At 56.9% G+C, this 18,338-nt stretch carries 20 protein-coding genes; 12 read left to right on the plus strand and 8 right to left on the minus strand.

Annotated elements, in window-relative coordinates; translation table 11 throughout:
- Positions 1-4: 4 nt before the first annotated feature.
- From rbfA to FHW04_RS06865, 7 genes are all read left to right on the plus strand, one after another.
- Positions 5-412, plus strand: a complete 408-nt coding sequence (gene rbfA, locus FHW04_RS06835; protein ID WP_031375410.1) for a 30S ribosome-binding factor RbfA — start codon at positions 5-7, stop codon at positions 410-412.
- On the plus strand, positions 412-1,356 hold the full coding sequence (truB, locus tag FHW04_RS06840) for a tRNA pseudouridine(55) synthase TruB (protein WP_031375409.1): 945 nt from the start codon (positions 412-414) through the stop codon (positions 1,354-1,356). Before rbfA ends, truB begins: the two co-directional genes overlap by 1 nt.
- 131 nt (positions 1,357-1,487) lie before the next feature.
- Positions 1,488-1,757, plus strand: coding sequence for a 30S ribosomal protein S15 (gene rpsO, locus FHW04_RS06845; protein ID WP_003851063.1), 270 nt, complete (start codon positions 1,488-1,490; stop codon positions 1,755-1,757).
- Between the two features lie 311 nt (positions 1,758-2,068).
- On the plus strand, positions 2,069-4,204 hold the full coding sequence (gene pnp, locus FHW04_RS06850) for a polyribonucleotide nucleotidyltransferase (RefSeq protein ID WP_069728795.1): 2,136 nt from the start codon (positions 2,069-2,071) through the stop codon (positions 4,202-4,204).
- Positions 4,205-4,333: 129 nt separating this feature from the next.
- Complete coding sequence (gene nlpI / locus FHW04_RS06855) at positions 4,334-5,218, plus strand: lipoprotein NlpI (protein WP_089561308.1); 885 nt, start codon at positions 4,334-4,336, stop codon at positions 5,216-5,218.
- Between the two features lie 105 nt (positions 5,219-5,323).
- Complete coding sequence (yrbN, locus tag FHW04_RS06860; RefSeq protein WP_098053093.1) at positions 5,324-5,380, plus strand: protein YrbN; 57 nt, start codon at positions 5,324-5,326, stop codon at positions 5,378-5,380.
- A gap of 16 nt (positions 5,381-5,396) precedes the next feature.
- Positions 5,397-7,310, plus strand: a complete 1,914-nt coding sequence (locus tag FHW04_RS06865; RefSeq protein WP_031375406.1) for a DEAD/DEAH family ATP-dependent RNA helicase — start codon at positions 5,397-5,399, stop codon at positions 7,308-7,310.
- 57 nt (positions 7,311-7,367) lie between these two features.
- Here FHW04_RS06865 and FHW04_RS06870 read toward each other — a convergent pair whose 3' ends face one another.
- Positions 7,368-8,114: an SDR family NAD(P)-dependent oxidoreductase gene (locus FHW04_RS06870; RefSeq protein ID WP_031375405.1), complete on the minus strand. Its 747-nt coding sequence runs from the start codon at positions 8,112-8,114 to the stop codon at positions 7,368-7,370.
- Between the two features lie 186 nt (positions 8,115-8,300).
- Between FHW04_RS06870 and FHW04_RS06875 the strand changes: the two genes are divergently transcribed.
- Entirely contained in the window at positions 8,301-9,260 is a 960-nt protein-coding gene (locus tag FHW04_RS06875) for an AraC family transcriptional regulator (RefSeq protein WP_046289158.1), read from the plus strand.
- Here the strand turns inward: FHW04_RS06875 and FHW04_RS06880 are convergent.
- The 3 genes from FHW04_RS06880 to ubiU form a co-directional block, all read right to left on the minus strand.
- A complete protein-coding gene (locus FHW04_RS06880; RefSeq protein WP_089561309.1) occupies positions 9,222-10,232 on the minus strand; it encodes a luciferase-like monooxygenase in 1,011 nt (336 codons plus the stop codon). The two genes, FHW04_RS06875 and FHW04_RS06880, sit on opposite strands and share 39 nt — an antisense overlap.
- A 115-nt stretch (positions 10,233-10,347) precedes the next feature.
- Complete coding sequence (locus FHW04_RS06885) at positions 10,348-11,226, minus strand: U32 family peptidase (RefSeq protein WP_089561310.1); 879 nt, start codon at positions 11,224-11,226, stop codon at positions 10,348-10,350.
- Positions 11,227-11,235: 9 nt separating this feature from the next.
- A complete protein-coding gene (gene ubiU, locus FHW04_RS06890; protein ID WP_046289159.1) occupies positions 11,236-12,231 on the minus strand; it encodes a ubiquinone anaerobic biosynthesis protein UbiU in 996 nt (331 codons plus the stop codon).
- Positions 12,232-12,435: 204 nt separating this feature from the next.
- Here ubiU and ubiT point away from each other — a divergent pair, with 204 nt between their 5' ends.
- Positions 12,436-12,960, plus strand: a complete 525-nt coding sequence (ubiT, locus tag FHW04_RS06895) for a ubiquinone anaerobic biosynthesis accessory factor UbiT (protein ID WP_031375401.1) — start codon at positions 12,436-12,438, stop codon at positions 12,958-12,960.
- Complete coding sequence (locus tag FHW04_RS06900) at positions 12,954-13,460, plus strand: GNAT family N-acetyltransferase (protein ID WP_031375400.1); 507 nt, start codon at positions 12,954-12,956, stop codon at positions 13,458-13,460. Before ubiT ends, FHW04_RS06900 begins: the two co-directional genes overlap by 7 nt.
- Here the strand turns inward: FHW04_RS06900 and FHW04_RS06905 are convergent.
- On the minus strand, positions 13,444-13,743 hold the full coding sequence (locus FHW04_RS06905) for a GIY-YIG nuclease family protein (protein ID WP_031375399.1): 300 nt from the start codon (positions 13,741-13,743) through the stop codon (positions 13,444-13,446). The two genes, FHW04_RS06900 and FHW04_RS06905, sit on opposite strands and share 17 nt — an antisense overlap.
- An 85-nt stretch (positions 13,744-13,828) precedes the next feature.
- Here FHW04_RS06905 and FHW04_RS06910 point away from each other — a divergent pair, with 85 nt between their 5' ends.
- Positions 13,829-14,269 (plus strand): YhbP family protein, encoded by a 441-nt coding sequence (locus tag FHW04_RS06910; RefSeq protein WP_031375398.1) that lies wholly within the window; start codon positions 13,829-13,831, stop codon positions 14,267-14,269.
- 34 nt (positions 14,270-14,303) lie between these two features.
- Here FHW04_RS06910 and FHW04_RS06915 read toward each other — a convergent pair whose 3' ends face one another.
- Positions 14,304-14,825: a type 1 glutamine amidotransferase domain-containing protein gene (locus FHW04_RS06915; RefSeq protein WP_031375397.1), complete on the minus strand. Its 522-nt coding sequence runs from the start codon at positions 14,823-14,825 to the stop codon at positions 14,304-14,306.
- A 144-nt stretch (positions 14,826-14,969) separates the two neighbouring features.
- Here FHW04_RS06915 and FHW04_RS06920 point away from each other — a divergent pair, with 144 nt between their 5' ends.
- Entirely contained in the window at positions 14,970-15,605 is a 636-nt protein-coding gene (locus tag FHW04_RS06920) for an NAD-dependent epimerase/dehydratase family protein (RefSeq protein WP_089561311.1), read from the plus strand.
- Here the strand turns inward: FHW04_RS06920 and nrdG are convergent.
- On the minus strand, positions 15,597-16,064 hold the full coding sequence (nrdG, locus tag FHW04_RS06925; RefSeq protein ID WP_046289161.1) for an anaerobic ribonucleoside-triphosphate reductase-activating protein: 468 nt from the start codon (positions 16,062-16,064) through the stop codon (positions 15,597-15,599). The genes FHW04_RS06920 and nrdG overlap by 9 nt on opposite strands.
- Positions 16,061-18,196 carry an anaerobic ribonucleoside-triphosphate reductase gene (nrdD, locus tag FHW04_RS06930; RefSeq protein ID WP_031375394.1) on the minus strand — a complete coding sequence of 712 codons (2,136 nt, stop codon included), beginning with the start codon at positions 18,194-18,196 and terminating at the stop codon, positions 16,061-16,063. The genes nrdG and nrdD overlap by 4 nt, the downstream gene beginning before the upstream one ends.
- Positions 18,197-18,338 lie beyond the last annotated feature (142 nt).

The raw sequence follows: 18,338 nt of genomic DNA on the forward strand, positions 1-18,338 counted from the left end.
AATGATGGCGAAAGAATTTGGTCGCCCGCAGCGCGTTTCACAAGAGCTGCAAAAAGAGATTGCGATGATCCTGCAGCGCGAGATTAAAGATCCGCGTCTTGGCATGATGGTCACCGTCTCCGGTGTTGAAGTCTCACGTGATCTGGCTTACGCCAAAGTGTTCGTGACCTTCCTGAATGATAAAGATGAAGAAGCGGTAAAAAATGGCCTGAAAGCGCTGAAAGAAGCCTCAGGTTATATCCGCATTCTGCTCGGCAAAGCGATGCGCCTGCGTATCGTGCCGGAGCTGACCTTCTTCTACGACAACTCGTTGATCGAAGGGATGCGCATGTCTAACCTCGTCAGCAGCGTCGTGAAAAACGATGCTGAGCGCCGTGGCCCTGACGCCACCGGTGAAGACGAGGAGGCGTAATGAGTCGTCCGCGTCGTCGCGGTCGCGACGTCCATGGCGTGTTGTTGCTGGATAAGCCACAAGGCGTCTCGTCGAATGATGTGCTGCAGAAAGTGAAGCGTATTTTTAACGCCAACCGCGCAGGACACACCGGCGCGCTTGATCCGCTGGCGACCGGCATGCTGCCGATTTGCCTGGGTGAAGCGACGAAGTTTTCACAGTATCTGCTGGACTCCGATAAGCGTTATCGGGTGATTGCTCGCCTCGGGGAGCGCACTGATACCTCCGATGCCGATGGCAACGTGGTGCAGACGCGCCCGGTGAGCTTCAGTCAGGCAGAACTGGATGCGGCACTGGACAGCTTCCGCGGCGAAACGCTGCAGGTGCCGTCGATGTTTTCTGCGTTAAAGCATCAGGGCCGACCGCTGTATGAATATGCGCGTCAGGGCATTGAGATTGCGCGCGAGCCGCGTCCGATCACCGTCTACGAATTGCAATTTATTCGCTGGGAAGGTGATGAACTGGAGCTGGAAATCCACTGCTCCAAAGGGACCTATATCCGCACTATCATCGATGATCTGGGCGAAAAGCTCGGCTGTGGTGCGCACGTTATCATGCTGCGTCGGGTGCAGGTTGCACGCTACCCGTATGAGCGCATGGTCACGCTGGAACAGCTCAATGGTTTGCTGACTGCCGCGACCGAAGCCGGTCTTCCGCTGGAAACCCAGCTCGATCCGCTGCTGCTGCCGATGGACAGTCCCGCTGCGGATTTCCCTGAAGTGAATTTGTTGTCTACCGCGGCGGCGTACTTCAAACAGGGACAGCCCGTGCAGGCCAGCAACGTGCCGGCGCAGGGACTGGTCCGGGTCACCGAAGGCGAGGCGCGTAAATTTATCGGCATGGCGGAAATCGCCGACGATGGCCGCGTGGCGCCCCGGCGTTTAGTGGTTGAGTATCAGGATTAAGTGGCGTGATGTTTTTTCGCTGATAGCGCAATTGCGTTGCTATCGGGCGAAGAGTAGAATAGCGCGGCTTTAAAGCGGGATGCTGAATTAGAGATCGGCACCCATACATTCATTTTTTACTGGAGTTTATTATGTCTCTAAGCGTAGAAGCTAAAGCAGAGATCGTTGCTAAATATGGCCGTGGTGCTAACGACAGCGGTTCAACCGAAGTTCAGGTTGCCCTGTTGACTGCGCAGATTACTCATCTGCAGGGTCACTTCTCTGAGCACAAAAAAGACCACCACAGCCGCCGCGGTCTGCTGCGCATGGTATCTCAGCGTCGTAAGCTGCTGGACTACCTGAAGCGTAAAGACGTTGCACGCTACAGCAGCCTGATCGAAAGCCTCGGTCTGCGTCGCTAAGTCTGAAAAATCGGGTCGTCGGCGCGTCATGCAGCGTTTTTGCACCGTACGTGACCTGCGATCGGATTTGTGCGAGTTTCGCGAAAAGGGGGCCTTTATGGCCCCTTTTTTCGAGCAATCGGCAGCAATCCGGACCAAACTCATGTATTGTTGCTTAGTGTGATCTTTGTTTGCAGAGTTTCGCGCGGCTAATGAGAGGCTTTACCGCAGGGGCGGTTAAGGGTTGTCATTAGTCGCGAGGGATGCAACTAAAGATCGGTAATCAATGGCAGGCTACAGATAGCCGTGCCCCGAAGTTAAGGACTTTGATTTTGCTGAATCCGATCGTACGCAAATTCCAATATGGTCAACATACCGTCACGCTGGAAACCGGCATGATGGCTCGCCAGGCGACTGCCGCTGTGATGGTGAGCATGGACGATACCGCGGTATTCGTTACCGTTGTCGGCCAGAAAAAAGCGAAACCAGGTCAGGACTTTTTCCCTCTGACCGTTAACTATCAGGAGCGTACCTACGCTGCTGGTCGTATCCCAGGCAGCTTCTTCCGTCGTGAAGGACGCCCAAGCGAAGGCGAAACCCTGATTGCGCGTCTGATTGACCGCCCGATTCGTCCGCTGTTCCCGGAAGGCTTTGTTAACGAAGTCCAGGTCATTGCGACCGTGGTTTCCGTGAACCCACAGGTTCACCCGGACATCGTGGCAATGATTGGTGCTTCTGCTGCGCTGGCTCTTTCTGGCCTGCCATTCAACGGCCCAATTGGCTCCGCGCGCGTCGGCTACATCAACGATCAATACGTGCTGAACCCAACGGCCGATGAGCTGAAACAGTCTCGTCTGGATCTGGTGGTTGCCGGTACGCAGAATGCCGTTCTGATGGTGGAATCTGAAGCTGAGATCCTGTCAGAAGAGCAGATGCTGGGTGCGGTGGTATTTGGCCACGATCAGCAGCAGGTTGTGATCGAAAACATCAACGCGCTGGTCGCCGAAGCGGGCAAACCTCGCTGGGACTGGCAGCCAGAAGCCGCAAACACCGCGCTGATTTCTCGCGTGGCTGCGCTGGCTGAAGCGCGCATCAGCGATGCTTACCGCATCACTGATAAGCAGGAACGTTACACCCAGGTTGGCGTGATCAAAGATGAAACCATCGCTGCGCTGCTGGCTGAAGATGAAACGCTGGATAGCGCTGAAATTGGCGATATCGTTCACAGCCTTGAAAAGAATGTGGTTCGTACCCGTATTCTGAACGGCGAACCGCGCATCGATGGTCGTGAGAAAGACATGATCCGTGGTCTGGATGTGCGTACTGGCGTGCTGCCACGTACTCACGGTTCTTCGCTGTTCACCCGTGGTGAAACGCAGGCGCTGGTAACCGCGACGCTGGGTACCACCCGCGATGCGCAGAATCTGGATGAGCTGATGGGCGAACGTACCGACAGCTTCCTGTTCCACTACAACTTCCCTCCGTACTCTGTCGGTGAAACCGGCATGGTCGGTTCGCCTAAGCGTCGTGAAATTGGTCACGGTCGTCTGGCGAAGCGCGGCGTGTTGGCCGTGATGCCAAAAGCGGAAGAATTCCCGTACACCGTCCGCGTAGTGTCGGAAATCACCGAATCTAACGGTTCTTCATCAATGGCTTCTGTCTGTGGTGCCTCACTGGCACTGATGGATGCAGGCGTACCGATCAAGGCTGCTGTTGCCGGTATCGCGATGGGTCTGGTGAAAGAAAACGAGAAGTTTGTTGTTCTGTCTGACATCCTGGGCGACGAAGATCACCTGGGCGACATGGACTTCAAAGTAGCTGGTAGCCGTGAAGGTATCACCGCGCTGCAGATGGACATCAAAATCGAAGGCATCACGCGTGAAATCATGCAGGAAGCGCTGAACCAGGCCAAGGGTGCGCGTCTGCACATTCTGGGCGTCATGGAACAGGCTATCAGCACCCCGCGTACTGAGATTTCTGAATTCGCACCGCGCATTTACACCATCAAAATCAGCTCTGATAAGATCAAAGATGTGATCGGTAAAGGCGGCTCAGTGATTCGTGCACTGACCGAAGAGACTGGCACCACGATTGAAATCGAAGATGATGGCACGGTGAAAATTGCCGCGACCGATGGTCTGAAAGCGAAAGAAGCGATTCGTCGTATCGAAGAGATCACCGCAGAGATCGAAGTGGGCCGCATTTACAGTGGTAAAGTGACCCGCATCGTTGACTTCGGCGCCTTCGTCGCTATCGGCGGTGGTAAAGAAGGTCTGGTGCACATTTCTCAAATCGCCGATAAGCGCGTTGAGAAAGTGACCGACTATCTGCAGATGGGTCAGGAAGTTCCGGTTAAGGTGATGGAAGTTGATCGCCAGGGCCGCGTTCGTCTGAGCATTAAAGAAGCGACAGAATCTAAGCCGCAGACTGAAGAAGCTGCAGCGGTGAGCACACCTGACGCTGAATAAGTCGTTGCTGATTTGCCCCTCCTTGCCTGGCAGGGAGGGGCGTTTGTGTCATCGCGAGGGCGGGAATCCTTGTGCACAGCAGGCGGATGACAGGATGGTTATCCCAATGTTTGTATTCGGGAGTGGGAAATGAAGCCTTTTCTGCGCTGGTGTTTTGTTGCGACAGCTTTGACGCTGGCAGGATGCAGCAACTCCAATTGGCGTAAGAACGAAGTTCTTGCAGTACCTTTACAGCCCACACTGCAGCAGGAAGTGATTCTGGCGCGCATGGAACAAATTCTTGCCAGTCGTGCCCTCACCGATGATGAACGCGCACAGCTGTTATATGAGCGCGGAGTGTTGTATGATAGTTTAGGTCTGCGGGCATTAGCGCGGAACGATTTTTCGCAAGCGCTGTCTATAAGACCAGATATGCCAGAAGTGTTTAACTACTTAGGCATATATTTAACGCAGGCGGGCAACTTTGATGCCGCCTATGAAGCGTTTGATTCTGTACTTGAGCTTGATCCAACTTACAACTATGCGCATTTAAACCGTGGTATCGCCCTCTATTACGGCGGTCGATACAAGTTAGCGCAAGATGATCTGCTGGCGTTTTATCAAGACGATCCTAACGATCCTTTCCGCAGTCTGTGGCTCTATCTCGTTGAACGTGAGATGGATGTCGACAAGGCAAAAGTCACGCTTCAACAGCGTCACGACAAAGCGGTCAGAGACCAATGGGGATGGAATATTGTCGAGTTCTACCTGGGTGACATCAGCGAAAAGTCGTTGATGGAAAGTCTCCAGGCGGACGCAACGGATAACACCTCGCTCGCTGAACATCTCAGTGAAACCAACTTCTATTTAGGTAAGTACTACCTAAGTCTGGGGGAGAAGGACGACGCGAAAGCGTTGTTCAAACTGGCGGTGGCCAACAACGTCAATAACTTTGTTGAACACCGATACGCATTGTTGGAACTGGCGCAACTCGGCCAGGCACAAGACGATTTATCAGAATCTGACCAGCAATAGCTGACGAACTTTAATTGCCTGTAAAACCTGTCAAGTCATCATCTTCAGGGATGAGGGCTTTTCTGTTCGTCAAAACTTCTAATTTGAGCCGGTTCACACTTTTTGATGAAAATGACTGAAAGTTTTCACGACGAGTTATGTAGACTGGCCGCCGCAATCTAAGAGGCACGTGTACTACATGACTGATATTCAAACCACTTTTGCTGACCTTGGCCTGAACGCCGACATCCTTGAATCACTGAATGGCATGGGCTACGTTAAGCCATCCCCAATCCAGGCTGAGTGTATTCCTCACCTGCTGGCGGGCCGTGACGTGTTAGGCATGGCGCAGACCGGGAGTGGTAAAACCGCGGCGTTCTCTCTGCCGCTGTTACACAACATTGATCCTACTGTTAAAGCGCCACAAATCCTGGTGCTGGCACCGACCCGCGAACTGGCGGTACAGGTTGCTGAAGCAGTTACCGAATTCTCTAAACATATGCGTGGCCTGAACGTGGTTGCCCTGTACGGCGGCCAGCGTTATGACGTGCAGCTGCGCGCACTGCGTCAGGGACCACAGGTTGTTGTGGGTACGCCTGGCCGTCTGCTTGACCACCTGAAACGCGGCACGTTAGACCTTTCTAACCTGCGTGGCCTGGTGCTGGATGAAGCAGATGAAATGCTGCGCATGGGCTTCATCGAAGACGTTGAAACCATCATGGCGCAAATTCCAGCCGATCATCAGACCGCGCTGTTCTCTGCAACCATGCCGGAAGCGATTCGTCGCATCACCAAACGCTTCATGAAAGATCCACAGGAAGTGCGTATTCAGTCAAGCCTGACCACACGTCCTGATATCAGCCAGAGCTACTGGACCGCTTACGGTCGTAAAACAGACGCACTGGTTCGCTTCCTTGAAGCTGAAGACTTTGATGCTGCCATCATCTTCGTGCGTACCAAAAACGCAACCATGGAAGTGGCAGAAGCGCTGGAACGTAGTGGCTATAACAGCGCCGCGCTGAACGGTGATATGAACCAGGCTCTGCGTGAGCAGACGCTGGAGCGCCTGAAAGATGGTCGTCTTGACATCCTGATCGCGACTGACGTTGCGGCCCGTGGCCTTGACGTTGAGCGTATCAGCCTGGTGGTGAACTACGACATTCCGATGGACGCAGAATCTTACGTTCACCGTATCGGCCGTACCGGTCGTGCGGGCCGTGCCGGTCGCGCCCTGCTGTTCGTTGAGAACCGCGAGCGTCGTCTGCTGCGCAACATCGAACGTACGATGAAGCTGACTATTCCTGAAGTAGAGCTGCCAAACGCAGAACTGCTGGGTCAGCGTCGTCTGGCTAAATTTGCGGCTAAAGTCCAGCAGCAGCTGGAAAGCAGCGATCTGGATCAGTACCGTGCGCTGCTGGCTAAGATGCAGCCAGAAGAAGAGATGGATCTGGAAACACTGGCAGCTGCACTGCTGAAGATGGCACAGGGCGAACGTCCTCTGATTCTGCCACCAGAAGCACCGCGTCCGGCACGTCGCGAATTCCGCGATCGTGATGAGCGTGATGGCCGTCGTGACAGCCGCGAAGCGCGTGACTCACGTGGTCCACGTGAAAGCCGTGATGGCGACCGTCCACGTCGCGAGCGTCGTGACGTTGGCGAAATGCAGCTGTATCGCATCGAAGTGGGTCGCGATGATGGTGTTGAAGTTCGTCACATTGTTGGTGCGATTGCTAACGAAGGCGACATCAGCAGCCGTTACATCGGTAACATCAAGCTGTTCGGCACTCACTCAACCATCGAGCTGCCGAAAGGCATGCCAGGCGATGTGCTGCAGCACTTCACCCGTACGCGTATTCTGAACAAACCGATGAATATGCAGCTGCTGGGTGATGCACAGCCGAACGAAGGCCGTGGCGATCGTCGTCCAGCCGGTGGTGAGCGTCGTGGTCCTGCTGGTGCAGGCGCGGGCGCAAACCGTGAAGGTGGTCGTCGCTTCTCTTCTGAACGCCGTGAAGGTGGTCGTGAAGGCGGACGTAGCTTCAACCGTGAAGGCGGTCGTGGTCCACGTCGTGAAGATGGCGCTGCCGCAGCACCACGTCGTCGTGACGCATAACAGCCGTTAAATCGTGATAAAAAGGGAAGCCTTCGGGCTTCCCTTTTTTTATGCCTGTCAGGCGCCGCCGCTGATCATCACGCGCTCGCCGCTGACGTAGGCTGACTCCTCAGAGGCGAGAAACAGCGCCACCTGGGCGACATCTTCCGGCAGGCCAAACCGTCCCAGCGGTGTAGCCGCCAGCAGTTGCGCCTTGAGCTGCGGGCTGATCTTCTTGGCTGCCAGCAAACCCTCGGTCAGGATCATCCCCGGCGCTAATGCATTGACCCGAATATTTTTTGCCCCCAGCTCCCGTGCCAGACCCTGGGTCAGGGTATCAATCGCCCCTTTGGTGGCGGCCCACAGCACCGAGCCAGGAGTACTGTTTTTGCTGTTGAGGGCGCTAAGGTTAATGATGCTGCCACCGTGCGGCGGAAAGTGGTGAATCGCCTGCTGACACACCAGCATGGTGCCGAGCAGATTAACGTCGATCTGCTGGCGCATTACCTCCAGCGTCAGGGCTGCAAAGTCACCGTGATGGAAACTGCCGGCATTATTGACCACGATATCCGGTGCCCCGAACTCCGCCACGGTGGTGGCAAACAGCCGCTCAACCTCGTGAGGTTGTGAGATATCCGCCTGTACCGCCACCGCTTCGCTGCCCAGCGACAGAATATCGCTCACCACATCGGCCGCACCCGGCTCGTCCTGGCGATAGTTGACCACCACGCGCGCGCCAGCGGTGGCAAAAGCGATGGCAATCGCCGCGCCAATACCTTTTGACGCGCCCGTCACCAGCGCTATTTTGTTTTCCAGAGCTTTCATAATATTGTTCTCTGTCGTAATGATTGCGTCGGTAGACTATGCGCGCTGGTGCCGGATGTGGGTAGCGCAATCCTGCAAGCTTTTTGCACGATCCTGCAAAGATGACCGGGCAAGGCGGGTGTCGGGATTAACTTACGTTAAGATCTGCCGCATCTGAATACAGAGCGGACGGAGACGGGAGGAGTGATGACAGAAGCCCCTGAGTGGCAAGCGCTGGCGCAGCTGATCGATCGTCACGCGCCGAGTGATGGCCGGCACACCAGCGCCATAGATTGTCTGTTTTTTGGCCGTAGTTCAGCCCCCAGCGAGCCGGTGCACATTGCCCAATGGGCCAGCTTTGCGCTGGTGGCGCAGGGCGGTAAAGCGCTGCATATCGGGGATGAGATCCTGCATTACGGGCCGGGCGATCTGTTGCTGGTGACGCTGGATATGCCGGTCCGCGGCTGCGTCACCGTTGCCACGCCGGAAAAGCCCAATCTGGGTATCGGCATCACCATCAATGAAACCCGGTTAATGCGTTACCTCGAGCAGTTTCCGCCCGTGCTGCCGCTGTCGCAGGCACGCAGCGAGCGGGGCATTACGGTGCATAAGATGTCACCGCTGCTGGTCGATGCGGTGATACGGCTGGTGCGCTTGCTCGATCATCCGCAGGATATCGCCGCGCTGGCGCCGTTGATTGAACAGGAGATTTTCTATCGACTGCTGACCGGGCCGGAAGGACCGCGCATTCTGAATATGGCGCTGGCAGAGCGCCCCGGCAACCGGGTGGCGCAGGCGGCGCGCTGGCTAAGGGAAAACTTCCACCGACCGCTGAAAATTGATCAGCTCGCCAGCAACGTCGGGATGAGCGTCTCGTCGCTGCATCATCACTTCAAAGCGGTGACGGCGATGACGCCGATGCAATACCAGAAGCAGCTACGGCTGAATGAGGCGAGACGCCTGATGCGGGTGGAAAAGCTGGATGCAGGGACGGCGGGCTATCGGGTAGGGTATCAGAGCGCTTCGCAGTTCAGCCGGGAGTACAGCCGCTTTTATGGCCGATCGCCGGCGCGTGACAGTCGGCAGCTGGCGGTGGGTGCCGATGGCTTGCCCCCACCGCCGGCAGAATTACAGACTGCGGGCCGCTTCCATCGCAATGGCGAATGAACGCAGACGCGCCTCGGTATCGAAAATCTGGCCGTTGACCATGATCTCGTCAGCCTGAGTTTCGCGCATCAGCGAAGCCAGACCGTGACGCACTTTGTCGCTATCGCCGACCAGCGACATGCTCAAGGCCTGCTGCACGCCATACTGTTCTGACGGCGACCAGAGATTATCCATGTTCTCAACCGGTGCGGGTAACGGGCCAGGCTTACCGCGGCGCAGGTTAATAAACTGCTGTTGCTGCGAGGTAAACAGGAAGCGCGCATCACGTTCGCTGTCGGCAGCCACCACGTTGATACAGACCATGGCGTAAGGTTTTTCAAGACGCGTCGACGGCTGGAAGTTTTCACGGTAGACGTGCAGCGCCTGGAACAGCTGGTCGGGCGCGAAATGCGAAGCAAAGGCGAACGGCAGACCCAATTTGGCTGACAGCTGGGCGCTGTAGAGGCTGGAACCAAGCAGCCAGACCGGAATTTTCAGCCCCAGACCGGGCACCGGTTGTACCGCCGGCTGTTCGCCCGGTTCGGCATCGAACCAGCCGATCAGTTCAGCGACATCATCCGGAAACGTATCGGCGTGCATGCTGGAGAGATGTCGACGCAGCGCCATCATCGTACGCTGATCGGAACCGGGCGCGCGGCCCAGGCCTAAATCAATACGGCCGGGATACAGCGAGGCCAGGGTGCCAAACTGCTCGGCAATCACCAGCGGCGCATGGTTAGGCAGCATAATGCCGCCGGAGCCGAGCTGTAGCGTGTCGGTATTCGCCGCCAGATAACCAATCAGCACCGAGGTAGCGGCACTGGCAATGCCGGTCATGTTGTGATGTTCAGCCAGCCAGTAGCGCTGGTAGCCCAGCTTTTCAGCCTGACGCGCCAGCGCCAGCGACGTGTGGAACGCCTCACGTGCGGTCGCGCCCTGGGGGATCGGCGCCAGATCCAGTACGGACAGACGAAGAGGTTTTTTCTCAGACATGGCTACTCCCGTTATATGGCGCAGACGTCAGATTCTGCACCTTTTAGTATTACGCATCATTCCTTATATTAAAACTGCTAACCTCAGCAGGAATATAGCCGGTATGTGCTTTTACTCAGGATGCCAGCGTCATGCCCGCCAGTTTGCGCCAGTAGCCATTACAATCGTTGCCTTTCGCCACCATCAGCGGTGCCTGACCGTTTTCATTGGCGCGGAAGCGATCGATCTCCGCCAGGGTTCCACTATCCTGCGGCGAGAGCCGCACGCAGTCGACCCAGCGATGCATGCCTGGCAAATCGTTGCCGAGGTTATAGCAGTAGCCGCTCATGGTCTGAATACCGTTAAGCACGAATACCTGCTGACCTTCCTGCGACAGCACGCGACGACCTTCAGGATACTTGATGCAGCAGGTTTCACAGGCGTCTTTGGCACGGTTTTCTGAACGCGCGGTAAAGCAGCGCGCAGATAACGCCAGCGGCAGATGGCCATAGCCCAGCACTTCGACCTGAAACTGCTGCCGGATACCCCGTTCTTCGCACTGTTGCAGCAACTGCAGTAGCCAGTCGCGCGACATCTCAACCGGCATGCACCAGCGCGTCATGCCTTCTTTTACCAGCAGCTGCAGCGTCTCGGCGTTATAGACATTCAGCGTCGGCCCGGCAACAAACGGCAGATGGCGCTCGGCGGCCATATTCACCGTGCCGATATCATTGGCTTCGATCAGAAACTCGCCATTTTCAACGTAGCGCTTCAGTTCTTTCAGTTCCGACGGCGATTGCAGCAGCGCCAGGGTGCTAAGCACGACCTGTTTGCCACTGGCAGCCAGGTCGCGGGCCAGCGTCATCCAGTCGGCATAACTGGTGGCGCGTCGTTTGCTGCACACCGCTTCGCCGAGGTAGATGATATCCGCACTGCTGCGGGCTGCCTGCTGATAAAAGTTTTCCAGTGTTTCGGTTGGCCAGTACCAGAGCACCGGTCCCAGGGCATATTGCATCATGACTCCTTATTGCCATTCACGGTGATAGGCACCCAGCGTGGTCTGTGTTCCTTCTGAGAGATCGCCCAGCGTCTTCATCCACTCTGGCGTCACGCCGAAATGTTCCGGCTGTGCCTTACAGCGATCGATTGCCTGACGCCAGACGCGCGCCACGTCAGCCACGTAAGCCGGGCTGCGCTGGCGGCCTTCAATCTTCACCGAGGCGATGCCGGCACGCAGCAGCTCCGGCAGCAGCTCCAGCGTATTGAGGCTGGTGGGCTCTTCCAGCACGTGATAGCGCTGATCGTTAACCTGATAGCGACCTTTGCACAAGGTGGGATAGCCCGCGCTTTCGTCAGGCGCATAGCGATCGATCAGCACCTCATTCAGACGTGACTCCATGCCCTGTGGCGTCTGCTGCCAGCGCACGAACTTCGCTGGCGAACAGGCACCGGCGCTGTTGGGCGATTCACCGGTCAGCCATGAAGAGAGGTAGCAACGTCCTTCAGCCATAATGCACAGGCTGCCGAAAGCAAACACTTCCAGCGGCACCGGAGTTGAGCGGGCGAGCTGTTTTACCTGATGAATTGACAGCACGCGCGGCAGCACCACGCGGTGTAAGTTGAAGTGTCGATGGTAAAAACGAACCGCCTCAAGATTGGTGGCGGAGGCCTGCACCGACAGATGGCGTTCAACCTGCGGATAGCGGGATGCGGCATATTCCAGTGTGGCAATATCCGCCAGAATCAGCGCATCTGCACCGTTTTGTGCCGCCACGTCAATCGCCCGCTGCCAGCGTCCCATGCCGTCCGGATGGGCAAAGGTATTGATCGCCACATGCAGTTTACGCTGATGCTGATGCAGATAGCGCGCGGCCTCAGCCAGCTTTTTATCGGTGAAGTTCAGGCCCGCAAAGTGGCGCGCATTGGTGTCATCTTTCAGTCCCACATACACGGCATCGGCGCCATTCTCTACGGCGATGCGCACTGCGGGTAAATTTCCTGCCGGGCAGAGCAGTTCCATCGGTAATCCTCTCGACATGCAGATGGGCAACGAGTCTAGGCATCTGCCGACGGGCAAACGTTGATTTGGGGCAGTGAAATTCCAATTGATCATCGCCGATGATGTTTTTTTAATCGACCGTCAGCGGTTTTTATTGATCTCAGAGGAGGCGCGCAGAAAAGGATGTGGCAATATACGTAAAATTTTCTGAAGGGAGTGAAGAAAGTGTTAGAGCGGTTACATGCCCATATTGTGAAAAAGGCGCCTGAAATCTTAGGCTTACCCGCAGCGCTAACCCCATTCCCGGTTAAAAAGTTGCTTTTGCAACAACTCCTAAACTGGCAATTTCGCCATGCTTTGGCCGAAGGTGAGTTAGACTTTCTCGAAGGACGCCTGCTGGGGATAGACATTGCGGATGTCAGTCTGCAATGGATCACGACGATGCAGGATGGCCGACTGGCGGTATTGCAGCACGCCGAAGCGGATGTCTGGTTTCGGGGCAATGCCAATGACTTGTTGCTGGTGGCAGCACGCAAAGCAGATCCCGACATGCTGTTCTTTCAGCGCCGTCTGGCGATTGAAGGCGACACCGAGCTGGGACTGGAGGTGAAGAACGTAATGGATGCTATTGAACTCGACGCCATGCCCACCGCATTACGCACGGCAATTCAGCAGATGGCGAATTTTGTTGAAGCCGGAATGAAACAGGACGCGAAGGCCACACAGGCGCGCGCGGGTGTTGCATGTTAATACGTACCGAGATTGGCGTTGATGCCGCGGGCATCGACAGTTTGCTGAGGCGCTGTTTCAGCACCTCAGCCGAAGCTGAACTGACCCAGGCGTTACGTGAAGATGGCCTGCTGACGCTGGGCGTGGTAGCGACCGACGAGGAAGGACAGGTGCTGGGCTATGCCGCATTCAGTCCGGTTAGCGTACAGGGCGACGATCGCAACTGGGTCGGACTGGCCCCGCTGGCGGTGGACGAAAGCCTGCGCGGTCAGGGCATTGCGAAACAGCTGATTTATGAAGGGCTGGATACGCTGAATGAGTTCGGCTATAGCGCAGTCGTGGTACTGGGCGATCCGGCGCTGTTTAACCGCTTTGGCTTTGAGCCTGCTGCCCGCTATGGCCTGCACAGCCGCTGGCCCGGTAGCGAAGCCGCTTTCCAGGTCTACCGTCTGGCGGATAATGCCTTCGACGGTGCCGAAGGGCGCATCGAATACGCTGAACCCTTTAACCGTCAGCCTTAACCGGCGTACCCAGCCAGCTTTCCAGACTAACCGGCTGGCTCGCCACCAACAGTAATTTCTGCTGGCGGGTCAGTTGCTTCACCTGATACTCCAGTCTGGAGGCGCTGGCGCGATCGCCCGCCTCACAGTGAAACACCAGATCCAGCGGGCCTTTGCCGCGCAGCGACCGGGCGCCGCGTCCACGCTGATGCTGATCCACCCGGCGCGGAACGTCGGTGGTGATGCCGGTGTAGAGGCTCCCTTTCGCCGTACGGACGATGTAGAGTTGCCAGCGCTGACTCATCGTAATGGATTCCATAAAAACAGTGCCGGGCAGTGTAGCGCGCTTCGCCGCCTGTCGCTATCCGGTGCGCCGTCAGGAGATCACCTTGTCCGACCATGCCCATCTGGTTCGCTACCTCAGAAAACAACACGTCCTTTCCCTCTGCTGCACCGCCGATGATGAGCTGTGGTGCGCCAACTGTTATTACGTCTTCGACGAAGCACGCATGGCGTTCTGGATCATGACGGAGCCGGATACCCGTCACGGCCTGCTGGTGATGAAAAATCCGCAGGTGGCGGGCACGGTGAACGGCCAGCCCAGAAGCGTGTTGCTGATCAAAGGCGTGCAGTATCGCGGCCATATCGTGCGGCTAAGCGACGAGGCAGAGCACGTGGCGCGCAGCGCCTACCACAAGCGATTTCCGATTGCGCGTAAGGTGTCCGCACCGCTGTGGGAGATTCAGCTGGATGAAGTGAAGATGACCGATAATGCGCTGGGCTTCGGCAAGAAAATTGCCTGGGTACGGCAAGAGGTAAGGCAGGATTAGCGGCCCCTCTCCGGCAGGAAAGGGGCGCAGCGGGTTAAATCGCTTCGAGGATCCGCAGAGATTCGCGATTAAACGCCGGCAGATCGTCAGGCGTCCGGCTGGTGACCAGCTTATCGTCGTCAACCACCACTTCTTTATCGTGGAAGTCAGCACCCGCGTTTACCAGGTCAATGGCAATCGCCTTCACGCTGGTCATCTTGCGGCCACGTACGCCATTGGCACTGATCAGCAGCTGTGGGCCATGGCAAATCGCAAAGATAGGTTTGCCGCTGGCGACGAATTCTTTGGTAAACGCGACAAAGCGATCGTCGCCGCGCAGGGCATCCGGTGAATGACCGCCGGGCAGCAGCAACGCATCAAATTCGGCCGGGCTGACATCATCGATGCTGCGATCGATGGTCACTTCCGCTTCGCCTTGTTTCCCTTTGACCACGTTACCCGCTTGCTTCTCGATGGTGATTACCTCAAAGCCAGCGCCTTTGTAACTTTCGGCCGGTGAGGTAAATTCTGAGTCTTCAAATTCATCGGTAATCAAAACCGCAACTTTCTTGCTCATCTTTTCCTCCTTAAACGGTGGAGCGCGGGATGCGCTTTCCTGATTAATGTATTAAGCCTGGACGCTCCATGTCAGAACGCAAGCCAGGCCGCGTAGATCAGCTATCTTTTAACCTGTGAGCAGTGAAATAAGGACGAATCTGAAATGAATCGCGTATTACTGACTGGGGCCACCGGATTAGTCGGATCGCATCTGCTGCGCTTACTGATTGAGGACCCGCGGGTTGATGAAATTATTGCGCCGACCCGGCGGGCGTTACCCGCGATGCGCAAGGTGGTTAATCCGGTTGAAGCGGATCTCACCGACGTGCTCGGGCCATTACAAACCTCGCTGGATACGGTGTTCTGCTGTCTGGGCACTACCCGCAAGCAGGCGGGCAGCAAGCAGGCCTTTATCCACGTCGATTATACGCTGGTGGTCGACAGTGGCCTGAGCGGACTACGTTTAGGGGCGAAGCAGATGCTGGCGATCAGTGCGCACGGTGCCAGTCGTCACTCGCCGTTTTTTTACAATCGGGTCAAGGGTGAGATGGAAAATGCACTGCGGCATCAGGGCTGGCCGCGGCTGACGCTGGTGCGGCCCTCGTTACTGCTGGGCGATCGGGCGCAGACGCGCCGAGGAGAGAGTCTGATGGCGCCGCTGTTTGGCCTGCTGCCGGGCAACTGGCGTTCAGTCACCGCGCGTGACGTGGCGCGCTGTCTGCATCAGCAGGCCTTTACGCCGGGCGGCGACAGCGTGACTATCATCGAGTCAGGAGATATTCCACGTCACTCAGCGTAGCTGCCAGATACGCTGATTGCGGCTGCCACGCCACAGCAGCCGGAGATCTTTCTCGGCCTCGACAAAGCGGCCATCAATCAGCACGTCGAGATAGTCCAGCACCTCGCGCTGGGCACCATTCAGCTCCTGCATCCGGTAACCGGTCCACAGCCAGATATCTTTATCGGGGCACGCCTGCCGCACCCGTTTCACCAGCCGGCGAATGTGCGGCACGTTATGCGGATGCAGCGGATCGCCGCCGCTCAGTGACAGTCCCTGACGCGGGATGCGGGTATCCTGCAAATCTGCCAGCAGTTGCTCTTCCATCGCCAGGGTAAAGGGAACGCCCGAATCGAGCCGCCAGGTACTCTGGTTGTAGCAGCCGCGACACTGATGTTCGCAGCCTGCGACAAACAGGGTACAGCGCGTGCCCGGCCCGTTCACAATATCCACATCGTAATAGCGATGGATACGCATCATCCCAGCGGGCCCTCGAGATGTTTCACCCGACGCTGCACTTCCTGCTGTTTACCGGCGTTGAAAGGCCGCGCGTCCGGGCTGCCAAGATAGCCGCAGACCCGGCGGGTGACCGAGACGCGGGCCGGATCGTGGTTGCCGCACTGCGGACAGGTAAAGCCGCGGCTGGTGCAGGTAAACTCGCCGTTGAACCCGCAGTCGTAGCACTCGTCAATCGGGGTGTTGGTGCCGTAATAGGGCACGCGGTCATAACTGTAATCCCAGACATCTTCCAGCGCCTTCAGGTTGTGCTGGATGTTGGGGTATTCGCCGTAACAGATGAAACCGCCATTCGCCAGCGGCGGATAGGGCGCTTCAAAGTCAATTTTGTCGTACGGATTCACCTTCTTCTCGACGTCGAGATGGAAGCTGTTGGTGTAGTAGCCTTTGTCGGTGACGCCGGGCACCACGCCAAATTCCGCTGCATCAAGCCGGCAGAAGCGATCGCACAGATTTTCACTTGGGGTGCTGTAGAGGCTGAAGCCGTAACCGGTCTCGTCTTTCCAGCGATCGGTCGCGGCGCGCAGATGGGCGATAATCTCCACCCCTTTGGCGCGCAGAGCCGCATCATCATACGGATGATGCTGGCCGCCGCTTAGCGCGTTCAGGGTTTCATGCAGGCCGATATAACCCAGCGACAGTGAGGCGCGGCCGTTGCGGAAAATCGGTCCGATTTCATCATCGGCGTTCAGGCGAACGCCACAGGCCCCTTCCATATAAAGGATCGGTGCCACCCGCGCTTTGGTTTTCTCCAGGCGCGCCACGCGGGTCATTAATGCCCGTTTCGCCAGCAGCAGACGTTGATCCAGCAGTGACCAGAAGCGCGTCTCGTCACCCGCCGCCTCCAGGGCGATACGCGGCAGATTGAGGCTGATTACCCCGATATTGTTGCGGCCTTCATGGATTTGCTCGCCATCCTCTTCATACACGCCGAGGAAGCTGCGGCAGCCCATTGGCGTCTTGAATGAACCGGTGACCTTTACTACCTGATCGTAATTGAGAATATCGGGATACATGCGCTTACTGGCGCATTCCAGTGCCAGCTGCTTGATGTCGTAGTTAATGTCGCCTGCGCGCCGGTTGACCCCTTCACGAATGCTGAACACCAGTTTAGGGAACACCGCGGTTTTGCGGTTCTTGCCCAGACCGGCCAGCCGGTTACGCAGAATCGACTGCTGGATCAGCCGGGCCGCCCAGTCCGTGCCCAGCCCAAAGCCAAAGGTGACAAACGGCGTCTGACCGTTGGCGGTATGCAGGGTATTGACCTCGTATTCCAGCGACTGGAAGGCGTCGTAACACTCTTTTTCGGTGCGCTGCTGCGCGTATTGCTCCGCCTCAGCGATCTGCCACTCCACGGCGATGGCGTGATGCCGGCGGTAGCTCAGTTCAACAAACGGGGCGAGCACCTCATCAATCCGGTTAATGGTGGTGCCACCGTAGATATGGCTGGCGACCTGAGCGATGATCTGCGCAGTAACGGCGGTCGCGGTGGCGATCGATTTTGGTGGCTCAATCTCGGCATTGCCCATTTTAAAGCCGTTGGTCAGCATCCCTTTCAGATCGATCAGCATGCAGTTAAACATCGGGAAGAAGGGCGAATAGTCGAGATCGTGATAGTGGATCTCGCCGCGCTCGTGGGCCAGCACCACATCACGCGGCAGGATCTGCTGCTGTGCATAGTGCTTCGCCACGATCCCGGCCAGCAGATCGCGCTGGGTCGGGATCACTTTGCTGTCTTTATTGGCATTTTCGTTCAGCAGAGCAGCATTGGTCTGATCGACCAGCCCGCGAATGGCGTGATGCAACTGGCTCTGGCGATCGCGTGCGACGTCACGATCGTGGCGATATTCGATATAGGTCCGGGCCAGCTGCGGATAGGGGCCGGCCATCAGCGTCTCTTCAACCGCACACTGGATCTCGCGAATGTCGACTTCCTGACGGTCGGCCAGCAGCGTACTGACACGCTGCGCCACCTGCGCGCACCAGGCCGCATCGTCCACCTCTGCCGCGCGCGCGGCAGCGGCCACAGCTTGCTGAATACGTTGTGCATCAAAGCCTGTCCGGCATCCATCACGCTTAATCACTACCGTCGCCATTATCCCTCCAGAGACTACATATGGGTATTCGCAGGATTATAATCCCTACATGTAGTGATTGTTGCGAATTATTCCACCGAATTTTGACCTGAAACAAGGAAGGGCGAAGCGGGCAGAAAAAAGCGTCGGATGTTAACTATTT

It is taken from the genome of Pantoea sp. AN62 (genome assembly GCF_050432985.1).
Lineage (GTDB): Bacteria > Pseudomonadota > Gammaproteobacteria > Enterobacterales > Enterobacteriaceae > Pantoea > Pantoea brenneri.

Excerpts from the sequence above, each read along its gene's own strand:
- rbfA (WP_031375410.1), top strand. The coding sequence starts at position 5 with ATGGCGAAAGAATTTGGTCGCCCGCAGCGCGTTTCACAAGAGCTGCAA.
- truB (WP_031375409.1), top strand. The coding sequence starts at position 412 with ATGAGTCGTCCGCGTCGTCGCGGTCGCGACGTCCATGGCGTGTTGTTG.
- rpsO (WP_003851063.1), top strand. The coding sequence starts at position 1,488 with ATGTCTCTAAGCGTAGAAGCTAAAGCAGAGATCGTTGCTAAATATGGC.
- nlpI (WP_089561308.1), top strand. The coding sequence starts at position 4,334 with ATGAAGCCTTTTCTGCGCTGGTGTTTTGTTGCGACAGCTTTGACGCTG.
- FHW04_RS06865 (WP_031375406.1), top strand. The coding sequence starts at position 5,397 with ATGACTGATATTCAAACCACTTTTGCTGACCTTGGCCTGAACGCCGAC.
- FHW04_RS06870 (WP_031375405.1), bottom strand. The coding sequence starts at position 8,114 with ATGAAAGCTCTGGAAAACAAAATAGCGCTGGTGACGGGCGCGTCAAAA.
- FHW04_RS06875 (WP_046289158.1), top strand. The coding sequence starts at position 8,301 with ATGACAGAAGCCCCTGAGTGGCAAGCGCTGGCGCAGCTGATCGATCGT.
- FHW04_RS06880 (WP_089561309.1), bottom strand. The coding sequence starts at position 10,232 with ATGTCTGAGAAAAAACCTCTTCGTCTGTCCGTACTGGATCTGGCGCCG.
- FHW04_RS06885 (WP_089561310.1), bottom strand. The coding sequence starts at position 11,226 with ATGCAATATGCCCTGGGACCGGTGCTCTGGTACTGGCCAACCGAAACA.
- ubiU (WP_046289159.1), bottom strand. The coding sequence starts at position 12,231 with ATGGAACTGCTCTGCCCGGCAGGAAATTTACCCGCAGTGCGCATCGCC.
- FHW04_RS06900 (WP_031375400.1), top strand. The coding sequence starts at position 12,954 with ATGTTAATACGTACCGAGATTGGCGTTGATGCCGCGGGCATCGACAGT.
- FHW04_RS06905 (WP_031375399.1), bottom strand. The coding sequence starts at position 13,743 with ATGAGTCAGCGCTGGCAACTCTACATCGTCCGTACGGCGAAAGGGAGC.
- FHW04_RS06915 (WP_031375397.1), bottom strand. The coding sequence starts at position 14,825 with ATGAGCAAGAAAGTTGCGGTTTTGATTACCGATGAATTTGAAGACTCA.
- FHW04_RS06920 (WP_089561311.1), top strand. The coding sequence starts at position 14,970 with ATGAATCGCGTATTACTGACTGGGGCCACCGGATTAGTCGGATCGCAT.
- nrdG (WP_046289161.1), bottom strand. The coding sequence starts at position 16,064 with ATGATGCGTATCCATCGCTATTACGATGTGGATATTGTGAACGGGCCG.
- nrdD (WP_031375394.1), bottom strand. The coding sequence starts at position 18,196 with ATGGCGACGGTAGTGATTAAGCGTGATGGATGCCGGACAGGCTTTGAT.